Annotated in this window: 11 protein-coding genes and 1 tRNA gene; 6 read left to right on the top strand and 6 right to left on the bottom strand. The window is 58.5% G+C overall.

The genetic code is table 11. The annotated features are described in order from the left end of the window. The first annotated feature begins 21 nt into the window (after positions 1–21). On the top strand, positions 22–1,926 hold the full coding sequence (locus tag SJY29_RS08085; RefSeq protein WP_400088592.1) for an alpha-amylase family glycosyl hydrolase: 1,905 nt from the start codon (positions 22–24) through the stop codon (positions 1,924–1,926). A 6-nt stretch (positions 1,927–1,932) separates the two neighbouring features. On the opposite strand, the gene SJY29_RS08080 is transcribed toward SJY29_RS08085, so the two are convergent. Beyond that, positions 1,933–2,006: transfer RNA gene (locus SJY29_RS08080), tRNA-Gly, on the bottom strand. Positions 2,007–2,151: 145 nt separating this feature from the next. Between SJY29_RS08080 and SJY29_RS08075 the strand changes: the two genes are divergently transcribed. Then, the gene (locus SJY29_RS08075; protein ID WP_400088590.1) at positions 2,152–2,769 is read left to right on the top strand and encodes a hypothetical protein; all 618 of its coding nucleotides are present in this window, start codon (positions 2,152–2,154) and stop codon (positions 2,767–2,769) included. On the opposite strand, the gene SJY29_RS08070 is transcribed toward SJY29_RS08075, so the two are convergent. Together SJY29_RS08070 and SJY29_RS08065 are read right to left on the bottom strand one after the other, a co-directional pair. Beyond that, positions 2,766–4,802, bottom strand: coding sequence for an ASKHA domain-containing protein (locus tag SJY29_RS08070; RefSeq protein WP_400088589.1), 2,037 nt, complete (start codon positions 4,800–4,802; stop codon positions 2,766–2,768). The genes SJY29_RS08075 and SJY29_RS08070 overlap by 4 nt on opposite strands. A 93-nt stretch (positions 4,803–4,895) precedes the next feature. After that, positions 4,896–5,597: a hypothetical protein gene (locus SJY29_RS08065; RefSeq protein WP_400088587.1), complete on the bottom strand. Its 702-nt coding sequence runs from the start codon at positions 5,595–5,597 to the stop codon at positions 4,896–4,898. Between the two features lie 108 nt (positions 5,598–5,705). On the opposite strand from SJY29_RS08065, the gene guaB reads away from it, so the two are divergent. The 3 genes from guaB (at position 5,706) to SJY29_RS08050 (ending at position 10,760) form a co-directional block, all read left to right on the top strand. Continuing rightward, positions 5,706–7,154 carry an IMP dehydrogenase gene (gene guaB, locus SJY29_RS08060; protein ID WP_400088585.1) on the top strand — a complete coding sequence of 483 codons (1,449 nt, stop codon included), beginning with the start codon at positions 5,706–5,708 and terminating at the stop codon, positions 7,152–7,154. A 3-nt stretch (positions 7,155–7,157) separates the two neighbouring features. Next, entirely contained in the window at positions 7,158–8,318 is a 1,161-nt protein-coding gene (locus tag SJY29_RS08055; RefSeq protein ID WP_400088583.1) for an RsmB/NOP family class I SAM-dependent RNA methyltransferase, read from the top strand. A 159-nt stretch (positions 8,319–8,477) separates the two neighbouring features. Next, positions 8,478–10,760, top strand: coding sequence for an ATP-binding protein (locus SJY29_RS08050; RefSeq protein ID WP_400088581.1), 2,283 nt, complete (start codon positions 8,478–8,480; stop codon positions 10,758–10,760). 18 nt (positions 10,761–10,778) lie between these two features. On the opposite strand, the gene SJY29_RS08045 is transcribed toward SJY29_RS08050, so the two are convergent. Genes SJY29_RS08045 through SJY29_RS08035 form a run of 3 tightly spaced genes read right to left on the bottom strand, consistent with a single transcriptional unit; the run spans position 10,779 to position 14,114 of the window. Beyond that, complete coding sequence (locus SJY29_RS08045; protein WP_400088579.1) at positions 10,779–11,750, bottom strand: glucokinase; 972 nt, start codon at positions 11,748–11,750, stop codon at positions 10,779–10,781. A gap of 8 nt (positions 11,751–11,758) precedes the next feature. Then, a complete protein-coding gene (locus SJY29_RS08040; protein ID WP_400088577.1) occupies positions 11,759–13,081 on the bottom strand; it encodes a GH1 family beta-glucosidase in 1,323 nt (440 codons plus the stop codon). A gap of 1 nt (position 13,082) precedes the next feature. Continuing rightward, positions 13,083–14,114 (bottom strand): substrate-binding domain-containing protein, encoded by a 1,032-nt coding sequence (locus tag SJY29_RS08035; protein WP_400088575.1) that lies wholly within the window; start codon positions 14,112–14,114, stop codon positions 13,083–13,085. A gap of 276 nt (positions 14,115–14,390) precedes the next feature. Here SJY29_RS08035 and SJY29_RS08030 point away from each other — a divergent pair, with 276 nt between their 5' ends. Further along, complete coding sequence (locus tag SJY29_RS08030) at positions 14,391–15,749, top strand: ABC transporter substrate-binding protein (RefSeq protein WP_400088573.1); 1,359 nt, start codon at positions 14,391–14,393, stop codon at positions 15,747–15,749. Positions 15,750–15,850 lie beyond the last annotated feature (101 nt).

Here is a 15,850-nt window from a genome sequence, read left to right as displayed (position 1 = left end):
CTAAATTTTTGGTGTGCTAGAATGCTCTCGACGACGCAACAACGCAAAGCTGCAAAAAGCTATGTTCTGGCCGCTTTGGAAGACGCAGGCCTGTCCCGCGACGATGACGACGGGCGTGCCTTTCACGCCCGTTTCGAGGCGCATTTCCCGCAGCTTTTTGACCTTTTCGCCACGCTCTATGGCGCCCATGAAAGCTGCCTCGATCAGTTGGCACAACTGATCGTGCTGGCGCAGACATCATGGCGGGACCGCGCGGATGATCTCAAGGCACTGGACACCGCGCGCGAGACGACCCCTGACTGGTTCCAGTCAAACCGGATGCTAGGCGCATTTTGCTATGTCGACCGTTACGCAGGCAATCTGGCCGGTCTGAAAGAGCATGTTCCCTATTTCCAGGAACTGGGGATCACATATCTGCACCTGATGCCGCTCTTTGATTGCCCCAAGGAGAACTCTGACGGTGGCTATGCTGTGTCGAGCTACCGTGAGGTGCGCGCCGATCTGGGGACAATGGCCGACCTGCGCAGGCTGGCCAAGGACCTGCGCGAAGCGGGGATATCGCTGGTTGTGGACTTTGTTTTCAACCACACCTCGAACGAACATGAATGGGCGCAAAAGGCGGCTGCGGGTGATCCGGAATATTCCGATTACTACTGGATTTTCAACGACCGCCGGATGCCCGACGCCTTTGAGCGCACCGTGCGCGAGGTCTTTCCGGACGACCACCCCGGGGCCTTTATCCAGATGGAAGATGGCCGCTGGATCTGGTCCACCTTCCATTCCTTCCAGTGGGACCTGAACTATTCCAATCCCGCCGTCTTCTGCGCCATGGCGGGGGAAATGCTGGCTTTGGCTAATCAGGGTGTTGACCTGATCCGCATGGACGCTGTGGCCTTCATCTGGAAACGGCTGGGCACCACCTGCGAGAGCCAGCCCGAGGCGCATTTGCTCTTGCGCGCCTTCAACGCAGTGTGCCGCATCGCGGCACCGTCGCTCTTGTTCAAATCCGAGGCGATCGTGCACCCAGACGAGGTGGTGTCCTATATCGACCCCGCGGAATGCCCGATTTCCTATAATCCGCTGCTTATGGCGCTGAGCTGGGAGGCTTTGGCCACACGCAAAGTGGAACTGATTGATCAGGCCATCACCCGCCGCCAGCCGATCAACGCAGACTGCGCATGGGTGAACTATGTGCGCAGCCATGACGACATCGGCTGGACATTTGCCGATGAGGACGCCGCCGAGCTGGATATTCTGGGCTTCGATCACCGGCGCTTCCTGAACAGTTTTTACACGAACCAGTTCGAAGGCAGCTTCGCGCGCGGTGTGCCGTTCCAGTACAACCCCAAGACCGGTGATTGCCGTGTGTGCGGTACGACCGCCTCACTGGCGGGGGTTGAGGCGGGGGACGCCGGCGGTATCGACCGGATGATCCTGCTTTATGGCATTGCGTTCTCGGCAGGGGGTATTCCGTTGTTGTCCCTGGGGGATGAGGTCGGCCAACTGAATGACGACGCCTACAAGCAGAACCCCGGACAGGCCAAGGATCAGCGCTGGGTCGGACGGCCCCTGCGGCCTGATGCGCTCTATGCGCAGCGGTTTGATCAAGACACTGATGCAGGCAAGATATTTGCGCGCATGAAACAGCTGATTGATGCGCGCCGTGCCGCACCGGGGCTGGCGGGCAACGCGATCAGACCGTTCCCGACGGATAACCCCCATGTGCTGGGATACGTGCGCAGCGGCGGCGGTCAGGAGATTTGCGTGCTGGCGAATTTCGCAGATGATGCCCAGGAAGTGGCTGCCGATCAGTTTCTTGATATGCCCCCCCGTATGACGGATCTGATCGCGGGAGAATCCTTTCACGTGCGCACCGGTGTGACGCTGGCCGCGCATCAGATACTTTGGCTGACACTGTCTGTCTGATTTGTCTGGAGCGGGTAACGGGAATCGAACCCGTAACTGAAGCTTGGGAAGCTTTCGTGATACCTTTTCACCATACCCGCGCAGCCGTTTGCATAAGCCGCACTGCGATGCGCGTCAATGGCTCTTCACATCGGCGGGGATCCGCTTTGCGCTCGCCGATCCGTGATTTGCGCCCATGGGCGCGCAGGCCTAACACAGCGTGGCACAACACAGAGGAATCCCACCATGTCAAAGACCCGCCGCACCGTGCTGGCCCAGATAACCGCCTTTGTTGGCGCCTTGGGTTTTGGCACGCAGGCCCGCGCGGCCACGCGCACACCCGCCGCGATGGAAGGGCCGTTCTATCCGACTCCGTCCATGCGTATGGCGGATGTGGACAACGATCTGGTCAAGGTGACGGGGCTGGTGCAAGAGGCGGGCGGCGAGGTGATCATCCTCAACGGGCGGGTGCTTGATACAGATGGGCAGCCGCGCGCGGGGGTGCGTGTCGAAATTTGGCAATGCGACATGAATGGGAAATACCTGCACGACGGCGACAGTCGTGATGTGGCCTATGATGCAGGCTTTCAAGGCTTTGGCCATGACATCACCGATGCCCAAGGGGAGTTTCGGTTTCGCACGATCAGGCCCACGGTATACCCGGGCCGCACGCCGCATATCCATGCCAAAGTGCTGGATGGATCATCCGAATTACTGACCACACAATTCTATCTGGCGGATCACCCCGAAAATGCGCGCGACCGATTGTTCAACCGCATGTCAGACGCGCAAAAAGCGCAGGTGACCATGATTTTCACCGCAGGCCCGGACGGGCCGGAAACGACGGTCGATATCGTCGTCTAGCGCGGCCGGCGCCGTCTGCGGCCGGCGTCACCGCCGCCACCCGTGTTATGATTGACCTGCGGGATCGCCACGATGCTGTTGAGGATCGGAAAGGGCTCGACCGCGTTGGGGATGTTTGAGGCATTCACAAAATGCTCTTGGAAGCGCGGTTCAATCGCGGTTTCGATCTTGTGGATGTTGTGCACGGTCTCTTCGATTTCGTGGCGTGCATCGGTATTCAAGAGCGCAATCCGCGCGCCGGTACCTGCGGCATTTCCCGCACTTGTCACCTTTTCCAGCGGCGCATCGGGTATCATCCCCAGCACCATCGCGTGTTTGGGGCTGATATGCGCGCCGAATGCCCCTGCGAGCACCACCCGGTCCACCTTGTCGACGCCAAATTTATCCATCAGCAGGCGCGCGCCCGAATAAAGCGCTGCCTTAGCCATCTGGATTTGGCGGATGTCCGTGTTGGTGACAGTGATTTTGGGACCGCCATTTTCGGTGCCATCATAAAGCAGGTAGGAATTCGTGCGCCCGTCCTGAAAACAATTGGGCGATCCGGTTTGCTCGGCCGAACCGATCAGGCCCGGTCCATCGACGATACCCGCCATGCGCATTTCGGCGATCACCTCGATGATACCTGACCCGCAGATACCGGTAATGCCCGTTTGCGCAATGGCGGCTTCGAACCCGTCTTCATCAGACCAGATATCGCTTCCGATCACTTGAAAACGCGGCAGTTTCGTGACCGGATCAATTGCGACATGTTCAATCGCACCCGGGGCTGCGCGCTGGCCGGAACTGATCTGCGCACCCTCAAAGGCGGGACCCGTGGGCGAGGAACAGGCGAGGACCTTTTCCTTGTTGCCCAGCAGGATTTCCGCATTGGTGCCCACGTCAACCACCAGCACAAGGTCATCGGATTTATCCGGTGCCTCGGACAGGGCGACCGCTGCCGCATCTGCGCCGACGTGGCCTGCGATACAGGGCAGGATATAGACCCGCGCGGCAGGGTGCAGGTTCAGATCAAGCTCGGTCGCGCGCAAAGAGATGGATTCGGACGTGGCCAGCGCGAAGGGTGCTTGGCCCAATTCGTAGGCGTCGATCCCCAAAAAGAGGTGATGCATCACAGGGTTACAGACAAAAACCGCGTCCATGATCAGATTGCGGTCAATGCCTGCCTCGGACGCGATTTGCACAAAGAGCGCGTTCATGCCTTCGCGCACCGCCTTGGTCATTTCGTCGGAACCGGTGGGGTTCATCATCCCGTAACTCACGCGGCTCATCAGGTCTTCGCCGAAACGGATTTGCGGGTTCATAATGCCGGATGAGGCGACAACCTCGCCGGATTGCAGATCACACAGGTGGGCGGCGATGGTCGTGGACCCAAGATCAACCGCCAGCCCGTAGAGCGTGCCTTCATAAAAGCCCGGCCAGATCTGGATGATCCGCGGGCTGAAGACCGCATCGCCCAGATGCACGGCCACGGTGACTTTCCATTCCCCTTTGCGCAGCGCTTTTTGCAGGGTTCTCAGCACGCCGAGATCGGCTTCCAGCGCAGGCAGGTTCCATTCGCGGCGCAGCGCGGCCACCAGCCGTTCCAGATCGCCCGAAGGGTCGTGCATGTCCGGTTCGGCCACTTCGACGTAGTAGAGTTTGGTCGAAGGGTTCATGATGATTTCACGCGCTTCGGCCCGTTTGCGTACGACCTGTTTATGCACTTGGCTTTCGGCGGGCACATCGATCACGACATCGCTTTGGATCGTTGCCTGACAGCCCAGACGCCGCCCTTTCTTCAGGCCCCGTTTGTCGTCATAGCGTTGCTCGACGCTGTTCCATTCCGAAAGCGCGTTATCGGCAACGGTCACACCATGTTTGGAAAATTCGCCATAGGACGGCGTGATCTGGCATTTCGAACAGATGCCGCGCCCGCCACAGACGCTATCAAGATCAACACCAAGCTGGCGCGCCGCTGTCAGGACCGGGGTGCCGACAGGGAAATTGCCCCGTTTGCCTGAGGGGGTGAAAATGACGAGAGGATCTTTGGACATGATATGCGCCTGTTTGTTCTTGTCGCGAATGTAGCGTCTGTCCGCATAAAGAGAAGGCCCGTATCCGTCATAATGACTATGAGCAGCGGCATCCTATTGCAGGACATCAGTGCCCAGCAGCCAGACGGACAAAGGCACAGGCAATGTCGCGACGATTATCGTCATTATTGCGTACCGGGTCTCGAACAACCGGCTGAGCCCGCCTGCCAGCATGATCCCGCCACCGCCACCAAGTGCCACATTGCCCGGCAGGTTGATCGCAAGCCCGAGCGTGACGTAGCGATAGTTGCAAAAGATCGGGGCAAGCCACTTGGGCAAACGGTCTTGCATCGCTTGCAGCCGGTCGTCGCGCGGTGTTTCGTGGATTCGTTGCAGCAAACGTGCAGGCCGCGCCAGATAGAAGTCCTCGCACCACCTTACAAGCCGCGCCATCGGTACGTATTGTCCGATGCAGAAGGCCAGCGCCAAGCCGCAGATCGTCGCGAAATACACGAACGGTGCCGCCTGCGCGCCTTCGAGCAGCAGAATGGCGATGCCAATCTCGACCCCCGGCACAAAGGGAATAGCGAGAAGGATCGCGTATCCAACCATCACGGTGATCAGCAGCCCGGTCATCATACGCGCGGCTTCGTCGGTTTCGAACAGCGCGATTTTCGCCATCAGGAAATCAATGCCCGTTTTTGCAAGATAAACGAGCACAAAAACCACCAGCAGCTTGGATGCCATGCGCGCGAACCGTTTGGCCGCTGTTCCGATTGTCGCGCCACTTTCTGCCATAAGCATGACAGTGGTCACATTCGTGGCCAGTCACAAGCTTGCTTTTCACCCAGTTAGGTCTTTCGGTTCTTCATTATCCATGCAATAGGGACGTGCCAACGATACCACGACAAAGGAGACTGGTTGATGGAGATTCGCGAGGCACTCACCTTTGATGATGTTCTGTTGGTGCCGGGGGCGTCCAGTGTGCTGCCATCCACGGCAGATACACGCACCCGCGTGACCCAATCCATCAGCATGAATATCCCGCTTTTGTCCAGTGCAATGGATACCGTGACCGAAAGTCGTATGGCGATTGCCATGGCGCAGGCGGGTGGGATTGGCGTGGTCCACAAGAACCTCAACATCGAGGAGCAGGCCAAGGAAATCCGCAGGGTCAAACGCTTTGTCTCAGGCACAGTCTACAACCCCGTCACCCTGCGCCCCGATCAAACGCTGGCCGATGCCAAAGCCCTGATGGAGCGTTACCGGATCACAGGTTTTCCCGTTGTCGGCGAAGGCGGCAAGGTTGTCGGCATCGTCACCAACCGTGACATGCGCTTTGCTCAAGATGACAACACACCTGTCAGTGTGATGATGACGACGGATAATCTGGCCATTCTGCGTGAACCGGCCGATCTGGACGAGGCGCGCTCGTTGATGCAATCGCGCCGGATTGAAAAGCTGTTGATCACCGATGACAAGGGCAAGCTGACCGGTCTGCTGACGCTCAAGGACAGCGAGCAGGCGGTGCTGAACCCGATGGCCTGCAAGGACGGGTTGGGCCGTTTGCGCGTCGCTGCGGCCTCTGGTGTGGGCGATGCCGGTTATGAGCGGACCCAGGCGCTGGTGGATGCAGGCGTTGATATGATCGTGATTGATACCGCCCATGGCCATTCCGAGGGTGTCGCCAAGGCTGTTGAGCGCGCCAAGATGCTGTCCAACGAGGTGCAGATCGTGGCCGGTAATATCGCAACGGCCGAGGCGGCGAAGGCGCTGATCGGCTCGGGTGCGGATGCAGTGAAAGTCGGTATCGGGCCGGGCTCGATTTGCACAACGCGCATGGTGGCGGGTGTCGGTGTGCCGCAACTGACCGCGATCATGGATTGCGCGGCTGGTGCAGGCGATGTGCCTGTCATTGCCGACGGCGGCATCAAATTCTCGGGCGATTTTGCCAAGGCGATTGCGGCGGGTGCGTCCTGCGCCATGGTCGGCTCAATGATCGCAGGCACAGACGAAAGCCCCGGCGAAGTGATCCTCTATCAAGGGCGGTCGTTCAAATCCTATCGCGGGATGGGCAGTCTCGGGGCGATGGCCAGCGGATCAGCCGACCGGTATTTCCAGAAAGAGGCTGCGAGTGACAAACTCGTGCCCGAGGGGATCGAGGGGCAGGTGCCTTACAAAGGTTCGGCCCATGCTGTTGTGCACCAACTTGTCGGCGGTCTGCGCGCGGCGATGGGCTATACCGGCTGTGCGACGATCGACGAGATGCGCAAGAATTGTACCTTCGTGAAAATCACCGGTGCGGGCCTGAAGGAAAGCCATGTTCATGACGTGCAGATCACCCGTGAAAGCCCGAATTACCGGATCGGCTAGGGCATGACCCCCGGCGCACGTGTGGCCGCCGCAATTGCGGTGCTGGACCAGATACAGGCGGGGGCTGTCGCAGAGCAGGCGCTGACAGCCTGGGCGCGGGGCAGCCGCTTTGCAGGCTCCAAGGACCGCTCTGCGGTGCGCGATCATGTTTTTGACGTGCTGCGTGCGAAACGCTCGCTCGGTGATGGCGCAGGTCGCGAATTGATGCAGCGTCTTGCCCAGCGTGAAAGCTGGCCCATGACCGAGCTGTTTTCCGGCGATGGCCACGCGCCCGACCCGCTCACGGCTGAAGAAATGGCGGTGCTTGATGCGCCGCTGACGCTTTCTGTCCCGGCCCGCTGCGATTTGCCGGATTGGCTCTGGCCGCTGTGGCAGGAAAGCCTGGGTGAACGCGCCAAAGCGGTCGCAATGGTGCAGCAGGGCCGTGCCGACGTCTTCTTGCGTGTGAATATGCGCAGAGGATCGGTGACTGCGGCCATGGATGCGCTTGCCAAAGACGGTGTGACCGTCGCGGCACATCCCGATGTTGCAGGCTGTTTGCGTGTCACCGGCAATCCGCGCCGTGTCAAAACCGCGGCGGCCTATCTGTCAGGGCTGGTCGAATTGCAGGATGCGGCATCGCAACGGGCTGTGCGCCGTATTGATGTGCCGGATGGTGCGCGTGTGCTGGATTATTGCGCCGGTGGCGGGGGCAAGGCGCTGGCCTTTGCCGATCTTTATGAGGCAACGGTTTTTGCCCATGATATTGCCCCGCAGCGGATGCGCGATCTGCCCGCCCGTGCGGCACGCGCCGGTGTGACGATTACGACTCTCCCGAGTGATGCGCTTGCCAAGGCGGGGAAATTTGATGTCGTGTTTTGCGACGCACCTTGCACCGGAAGCGGGACTTGGCGGCGCACGCCGGATGCAAAATGGCGCTTGGGGCCTGAAGATCTGGCGCATGTGATGCAATCACAGGATGAAGTGCTTAACGCTTCAGCCCCGCTTGTCGCGGATGCTGGCCTGCTGGTTTATGCAACCTGCTCGATCCTGTCAGATGAAAACAGCCACAGGGTTCAAGCCTTTTGCCAGCGTAATCCTGACTGGCATATCATTGAAGAGCATCAGGACCTTCCTGATGCAAACGGCGACGGCTTTTATACCTGCGCTCTGCGCAGAGGCTAATACAACCTAGAATTGCAATCAATCCTGTGCTATCTTGCATTAAGGTTAACTTAAGCGTTCTGCGTTTAATGTGCCTTATCGCGTAGTGAGGTGTGTGTATTGCCTTTTGATCAGTCGTTTGCAGCGGAGCGGCCCAAGGTGCCTGCAGGTTTGCCACCTATGCTGCATCTTCTTGTGGCAGGGTGTTTGTGCTTTGCCGTGGCCGTTACCATGCCTGTTCCTGCGCTTTACCCGGGTTTCGCAATATGCGGCGGCATTCTGATCGTCACGGCGGGTTTTGTGGGGTTCGCGCGCAAACTTGATCGTCGGGCAGCGCACCGGCTACGAGCGATGGCGCAAGCGATCATCACACATGATACGGGCGTAGGTTTTGTGACAGACGGGACCGGGCTTATCCGCTATGCGAACGCTGGCGCAATCGACCGTTTTGGTGCCACCGAAGGAACCAGACTGGCACAGGTGCTGGGTTCAATGCTGGCAAATCCGGTCAATGTTCTGACGCAGATTATTGCGCAGGCAGGTCCGACTGGCGCGAAAACAGAAGATATTGTGACCCGCGGTGGGCATTTCCGCTTGCGTGTTCTGATGATGGGTGAAGCTTGCCAGATCTGGTGGCTGGATGATCTGAGCGTTTCCGGACGGGCCAGGCGCGCACTGCGGAACCCCACAAGTTTTCCGATGCTGACGGTGGGACCAAGTGGTCAAATGATCCAGATGAACGATGGCTTTCGCAAATTGGTGGGGCCGTCTTTTCGGACCCTTGAAGACGTGTTTGACGAACTTCCGCTGCGGTCCGGTCATTCCTATGGTCTGCGCGGATTGCAGGGACGGATGGATGTAGTGCTGGCAATCACGGAAGGCAGCGATGAAACACGTGATATCTATATTCTTCCCGGCGCACCGGCCGCAGCGACACCGCCAATGTTCGAGCCAGGCTGGGAGGCGATTGAAAACCTGCCTGTGCCACTTTTGAAAATTGCACCGGATGGTGTGCTTTTGGCCTCGAACCGTGAGGCGCGACAGCTTTTGAACATCGGGGCGACGGGTGGTCGTCAGTTGGCCGATGTGCTTGACGGGCCGGGGCGGCCGATCAACGACTGGCTCGCCGAAGCACTGGCAGGACAGGCGGGGCATGTGTCACAGTTTCTCCACGGGCGCGGCGACAAACAGGATACCTTTGTGCAGGTCACGCTGAATACGGCTGGTTGCCCCGATGACTTGCATGTCATTGCCGTGTTGAACGATATCACAGAGCTGAAGTCACTTGAGGCACAATTTGTCCAAAGCCAGAAAATGCAGGCGATTGGTCAGCTCGCGGGTGGCGTGGCCCATGACTTCAACAATCTGCTGACCGCGATTTCGGGACATTGTGAACTCTTGCTCTGCAACCACGATGAACATGACCGTGACTACAGCGATTTGATCCAGATCCACCAGAATACCAACCGCGCCGCGAGCCTTGTCGGGCAACTGCTGGCGTTCTCGCGCAAACAAACCTTGCAACCCGAGGCGCTTGATCTGCGCGATACGCTGTCCGACCTGACGCATCTGTTGAACCGTCTTGTGGGTGAGAAAGTGTCGCTCAAGCTGGACCACGACCATCAATTGGCACGGATCAAGGCAGACAAACGTCAGCTGGAGCAGGTTTTGATGAACCTCGTTGTGAATGCGCGCGATGCGATGCAGGGGGCCGGTGAAATCCGTGTCGTGACGAAAAATATGCACCTCAAAAACCCATTGCACCGCGACCGTGCGACAGTTCCGGCAGGTGACTACGTCTTGGTCAAGGTGATCGACGAGGGACATGGTATTCCAAGCGATAAGCTGGAAAAAATCTTTGAACCCTTTGTTACGACCAAACGGGTCGGCGAGGGAACAGGGCTGGGGTTGTCCACAGCCTACGGGATTGTCAAACAGTCCGGCGGCTATATTTTTGTCGATAGCGAGGTTGGTGTCGGGGCCACGTTTTCATTGCTGTTCCCGAGCTATACGCCAAGAAAGGACGCGGCCGTGCCTGCAGCCCCTGTTGCAACCCAGCCCATCAGAACCAGCGCGGATGGCGTCGTGCTTTTGGTCGAGGACGAAGCGCCTGTGCGCGCCTTTGCTGCCCGCGCCCTGCGTCTGCGCGGCTACACTGTTCTGGAGGCGGATTGCGCCGAGGCCGCTTTGGAGCTCTTGGAAAACGAGGAACTGCACATCGACATCTTTGTGACCGACGTGATCATGCCCGGTCAGGATGGCCCGACATGGGTGCGTAAAGCGCTGCTGCAACGCCCGCAAACAAGGGTTGTTTTCGTGTCCGGCTATCCCGAAGACGCCTTTGATGATGGCCAGCCAGAGGTGCTTGGTGCCGCATTCCTGCCCAAGCCGTTCTCGCTCAAGGCTTTGACCGACACCGTGCAGGAACAGCTTCAGGGGTTACCCGCGCTTGAGACTGTCTGATGCTTGGCATCACGCCATCTATCGCCCGAGCGCGACCAGATGCGCGGCAGATCCGGTCAGGGCGGCATAGTCATCTTCGATCACATGGACCGCAAAATTGCTCATGAAGCCTGCAAAGCGGCCCTTGTCGCGAAACGCGTCACCAAAGCCGAATTGTGTAAGATGCGGCGCAAAAGCCCGCGCGACGCCGCCGGCCAGATAAACGCCGCCAAAGGGCAGCTGGATCAGCGACAGGTTGCCACAAACCGTGCCAAGGATACGCGTGAAGAGCTGGGCCGCCTCCACGGCGCGGGTGTCTGACCCGTCGGCACAGGCAGTCATGATCTCTTGTGCGCTGCGTTCCCGCGGATCATCCGCTTCACGCCCGAGGAATGCATACACACGCTCAAGCCCGCGACCGGAAAGGACATCTTCAACCGCAGGAAACCCGTGTGCTGTGGACACAAACTGGCACAGACGCAATTCCATCTCGTTGCGGATCGGCAGGTTCGCATGGCCGCTTTCAGACGGCGTAACAATGCGTCCGTGTTCAAGGTCATAGACCGGGGCCGCGTTAAAGCCGGTGCCCACACCGATCACAAGTTTCGCCGCATTCTGGCTGCTGTCAGGGCCCGGCAGAATCGTGCGAATATTTGCCGGATCAATATGCCCCAAGGCGTGGCCCTGTGCCTGCAAATCATTCAGGATCGCAACGGTTTCCGCCTTGGTGGCGCGCGCCAGCGTGTCCTTGTCGATTGTCCAGTCAAGGTTTGTCATCGTGGCGCGCCCATCGCGCACGGGGCCTGCTACGGCAACACAGGCAGCAATCGGATCAACCCCGCCTTCGTCGTCGATGTAGCGGCGCAGCACACTCTCAAGCCCGGGAAATTCACTGTTGCGATAGCGCCGGATCGTGCTGTCGATGATCTTGCGCCCTTCGGCCAAGGCCACACGCGTGTTGGTGCCGCCGATATCGGCAACCAGTGAATAGGTATCTGCGGGATGTGCCATGGTGTTCCTTATCGCGCAATCGCGGATTTGAGTGCGTGATAGGATGCTTTTGGTGTGCGCTTCAAGGTCCCAAAATCCACGTGAATAATGCCGAACCGCTTTTCGTAGCCGAAGGCCCATTCATAATTGTCCAGCAGTGACCAGTAAAAGAAGCCCTGCACATTCGCGCCTGCATCAATGGCGCGCTTTGTCGCCATGACGTGGTCATTGATGAATTGCGTGCGTTCGGGATCGGACACGGCGCCGTTTTCAAGATGGTCATCCCATGCCATGCCGTTCTCTGTCACAAAGATGGGCAAATCGCCGACATAGTCCTGCGATAGGCGCGTCAGGAAAGATTGCAGACCGTCCGGATAAATCTCCCATCCCATCTGGGTCTTGGCACCAGGGCCCTCCTCGGATGCCACATTTGGCCAAACCACGCTGGCATCATGGGTGACTTTGTGACGGGTGTAGTAGTTGACGCCAAGAAAATCGATCGGCTGGCTGATCTGCGCCATATCGTCCTGCCAGCCTGCCGGCATATGCGGAGCGAGACCCGCCAGCGCCTCTTCGGGGTAGGTGCCTTTGGTGACGGCTTCGATGAACCAGCGGTTGTTGATCGCGTCCATCGTGGCGGCGGCCTGTGCGGCCTCGGGCGTGCTGTCCTTGGGATCGGTGTGATCGAAATTGAGCACGATCCCGCAGTTTTTCATACCCTTGCCGCGCAGGCGCGCCATCGCCTCGCCATGGGCCAGATTGATGTGGTGCATCGCGCGTGCTGCTGCGCGGATATCCTTGAGGCCCGGCGCATGGTGGCCCAGAAAATGCGACAGATAAGAGATGCACCACGGCTCGTTGATCGTGGCGATCGCGTGGATCCGGTCGCCGATCCGGTCTGTAATCACATCTGTGAAATCACCGAAATACTTGCAGGTGTCACGGTTCATCCACCCCCCCTGATCGGCCAGAGCACTGGGCAGTTCCCAGTGATAGAGCGTCTGAAACGGCTGCAAGCCGCGTTCCAGCATGGCGTCCACCAAGCGGTCATAGAAATCGAGACCCGCGGGGTTGGGTGTGCGACCATCGGGCATAACCCGCGCCCATGACGTGGAAAAGCGGTAGGCATCCATGCCGGCGTCTTTCAGCAGATCAAGGTCTTCGGCAAAACGGTGATAGTGGTCGCAGGCCAAGGCGCCATCTTCGGCGCGCACCACATTGCCGGGGCCGGCCGCAAAAGTATCCCAATGGGTCGGGCCTGCACCGCCGAATTTATGACCCTCGATCTGGTAAGCCGCCGTGGCAGCCCCAAAGACGAAACCTTGGGGGAAATCTGAGCGTTTGAAGTCCATGTTAGTCCTTTCGCGGGGCAGGGCCGGTGGAATATCCGACAACCAGTTCCGCTTCTAGCAATTTGGTTTGTGGTGGGCGCGCGGGGTTCTCGATGGCGTCAAGCAGCATCTGGGCCAACTGGCGGCCTGCCTCGCGCACCGAAGACCTTGTCGCGGTAAAGATCGGGGTATCGCCGCCGTTCTTCAGATACGACAACACGTCGTCATGGCTGATGACGGAGACATCCTTGCCCATGACCAGCCCTTTTTCCTCGATTGCGCGGCGCACGCCAAGGGCGCTGATCATCGAGGAACACATGATTGCAGTTGGCGCGTCATCAAGCGCAAGCATCTGGCGTGCACTGACATAGCCGAAATCCTCGGTCATTTCACCAGACCGCATCAAGGCAGGATCGGGTGTCACACCGTGGTCGGACAGAGAGGCAGTATAGCCGTTGCGCCTGCGGTGGGCGAAATCCATGAACTCTAGACCGTTCACCAAACCGATCCGCTGATGCCCGAGATCGAACAGAAAATCTGTGGCGCGTTTGAACGCATTACGGTTGTTCATATCGAGCCACGCGTAAGGCGTTTCGTTCACAGATGCACGGCCATGCACAGCAAAGGGCAGGCCAAGTTTATGCAGCAGGGGAATGCGCGGGTCATCCATCACGGGACCATGCACTATCACGCCATCAACCGCGCGCCGGGATTTGAGCCCCTGATAAATCCGCCGCTCGTCTTCGTCGGGGACAATCGACAAAATCATTTCATATCCATTGCGCGAGTAGGTCTCGCCGGCACCAGCAATGAAGTCACCAAAGACAGGGTTCACCATCTCATGTTTGCTGGACAAAGGGATCACATGACCAATGGCCAGCGCCTTGCCGGTCGCCAGACCTTTGGCGCGTGTGGACGGGCTATAGTTGAAGGTGCGGGCAGCTTCTTCAACCCTGCGGCGTGTCGCGGTGCTGACCTCCGGGTAGCCGTTCAAAGCCCGGCTCACGGTTGTTTGGCTAAGCCCCAGATTTTGAGAAAGTTCTTTTAAATTCATGGGGTCAGGCGGTGATCCAAAGCGCTTTCAAGCATCAGGTTGACGTATGCGCGATCAAGGCAGGTCACGCGACTTGCCTTTTGAGTAGCATGATTTCTTGGAAATCCAAGGCAAATTTTAGCGCTAACAGTGCTGTATTGACAGACGCTTAAACTTGGCCGACTGTGAGCAAATCCAAAGCGCTTTGGAATTTTGATTCCTTGACGCGGAAGGGAATGATCGCACGAAAGTGCACTAAAGGACGCGTCCAGCTTGGCGCGATTGGGAGGAAATTCTATGATTACGAAACTGTATGCCAGCGTGGCAGCGGTCGCCTTGACTGCGAGTGCAGCAACTGCGGCAGGCCATCTCGCGTTTACACCGGGTGAAGGTGACTTCAGCTGGGACGCGTACAATGAGTGGGCGGCGAATGCGCCAGATCTGACCGGCCAGAACGTGACCGTCTTTGGTCCATGGCTGTCACCAGAGGACGACATTTTCCGTTCGATGATTGCCTACTTCACAGAAGCAACAGGCGCAAATGTGACATACACAGGTTCTGACGGCTTTGAGCAGCAGATCGTGATTGACGCAGAAGCAGGCAGCCCGCCGAATATCGCGGTATTCCCGCAGCCTGGTCTCGCAGCGAACATGGCGGCCCAAGGACTGTTGGACCCGCTCGGTCCGGACATGGCCTCCTGGGTTGCCGACAACTACGCCGCCGGTCAGTCCTGGGTTGATCTGGGCACCTATGCCGACGCCAATGGCGACGACCAGTTCTACGGGTTCTTCTACAACGTGAACGTCAAGTCGCTTGTCTGGTATGTGCCAGAGAACTTTGAAGATGCAGGTTATGATATTCCGGAAACCATGGAAGACCTGATCGCCCTGTCAGAGCAGATCATCGCGGACGGTGGCACACCTTGGTGCATCGGTCTGGGTTCGGGTCCTGCAACAGGTTGGCCCGCGACTGACTGGGTTGAGGACATCATGCTGCGCACACAATCCCCCGAGGATTATGATGCGTGGGTCGCAAATGAGCTGCCGTTCAATGATCCAAAGGTGATCGAAGCCATTGAAACATTCGGCATGTTTGCCAAGAATGACGCAATGGTTGCAGGCGGTTCCGCTGCGGTCGGTTCAACTGACTTCCGCGACAGCCCGGCAGGTCTGTTCTCGTCACCGCCTCAGTGCTACATGCACAAGCAGGCGTCGTTCATTCCGGCATTCATGCCCGAAGACGTTGTGATCGGTGAAGACGCAGACTTCTTCTACTTCCCATCCTTCGCAAGCAAAGATCTGGGTAACCCGGTTCTGGGCGGCGGTACCTTGATGGCTGTGACAGATGCGTCTGATGCGACAATGGCCTTCATGGAGTTCCTCCAGCAGCCGATCGCACACGAAGTGATGATGGCGCAGACAGGCTTCCTCACACCTCACTCTGGCGTGAACCTCGACACATATGCAGATGCAACGCTGCGTGGTCAGGGTGAAATCCTGCTGAACTCCACCACATTCCGTTTTGACGGGTCTGACCTGATGCCTGGCGCCATTGGTGCTGGTACATTCTGGACGGGTATGGTCGACTATGTGGGCGGTGCATCCGCGCAGGAAGTGGGCGATGCGATCCAGCAGAGCTGGGACGCGCTGAAGTAATCAGCCCAAGCTGACACGACATAGGGTTCGGGCGGGCAACTGTCCGGACCTTTTAGCGGCGCAACAGGCGGCCGCATGAAAGATACAGCGAAGGGGAGGGC

The organism is Yoonia sp. R78084 (assembly GCF_044595625.1).
Classification (GTDB): domain Bacteria; phylum Pseudomonadota; class Alphaproteobacteria; order Rhodobacterales; family Rhodobacteraceae; genus Yoonia.
The sequence above is the reverse complement of the archived record's forward strand: the minus strand, read 5'-3'. Positions and strand labels throughout refer to the sequence as shown.

What these genes read in the sequence shown, in the direction of transcription:
- SJY29_RS08085 (WP_400088592.1), top strand. Translation starts at nt 22, where the DNA reads ATGCTCTCGACGACGCAACAACGCAAAGCTGCAAAAAGCTATGTTCTG.
- SJY29_RS08075 (WP_400088590.1), top strand. Translation starts at nt 2,152, where the DNA reads ATGTCAAAGACCCGCCGCACCGTGCTGGCCCAGATAACCGCCTTTGTT.
- SJY29_RS08070 (WP_400088589.1), bottom strand. Translation starts at nt 4,802, where the DNA reads ATGTCCAAAGATCCTCTCGTCATTTTCACCCCCTCAGGCAAACGGGGC.
- guaB (WP_400088585.1), top strand. Translation starts at nt 5,706, where the DNA reads ATGGAGATTCGCGAGGCACTCACCTTTGATGATGTTCTGTTGGTGCCG.
- SJY29_RS08055 (WP_400088583.1), top strand. Translation starts at nt 7,158, where the DNA reads ATGACCCCCGGCGCACGTGTGGCCGCCGCAATTGCGGTGCTGGACCAG.
- SJY29_RS08050 (WP_400088581.1), top strand. Translation starts at nt 8,478, where the DNA reads ATGCTGCATCTTCTTGTGGCAGGGTGTTTGTGCTTTGCCGTGGCCGTT.
- SJY29_RS08045 (WP_400088579.1), bottom strand. Translation starts at nt 11,750, where the DNA reads ATGGCACATCCCGCAGATACCTATTCACTGGTTGCCGATATCGGCGGC.
- SJY29_RS08040 (WP_400088577.1), bottom strand. Translation starts at nt 13,081, where the DNA reads ATGGACTTCAAACGCTCAGATTTCCCCCAAGGTTTCGTCTTTGGGGCT.
- SJY29_RS08035 (WP_400088575.1), bottom strand. Translation starts at nt 14,114, where the DNA reads ATGAATTTAAAAGAACTTTCTCAAAATCTGGGGCTTAGCCAAACAACC.
- SJY29_RS08030 (WP_400088573.1), top strand. Translation starts at nt 14,391, where the DNA reads ATGATTACGAAACTGTATGCCAGCGTGGCAGCGGTCGCCTTGACTGCG.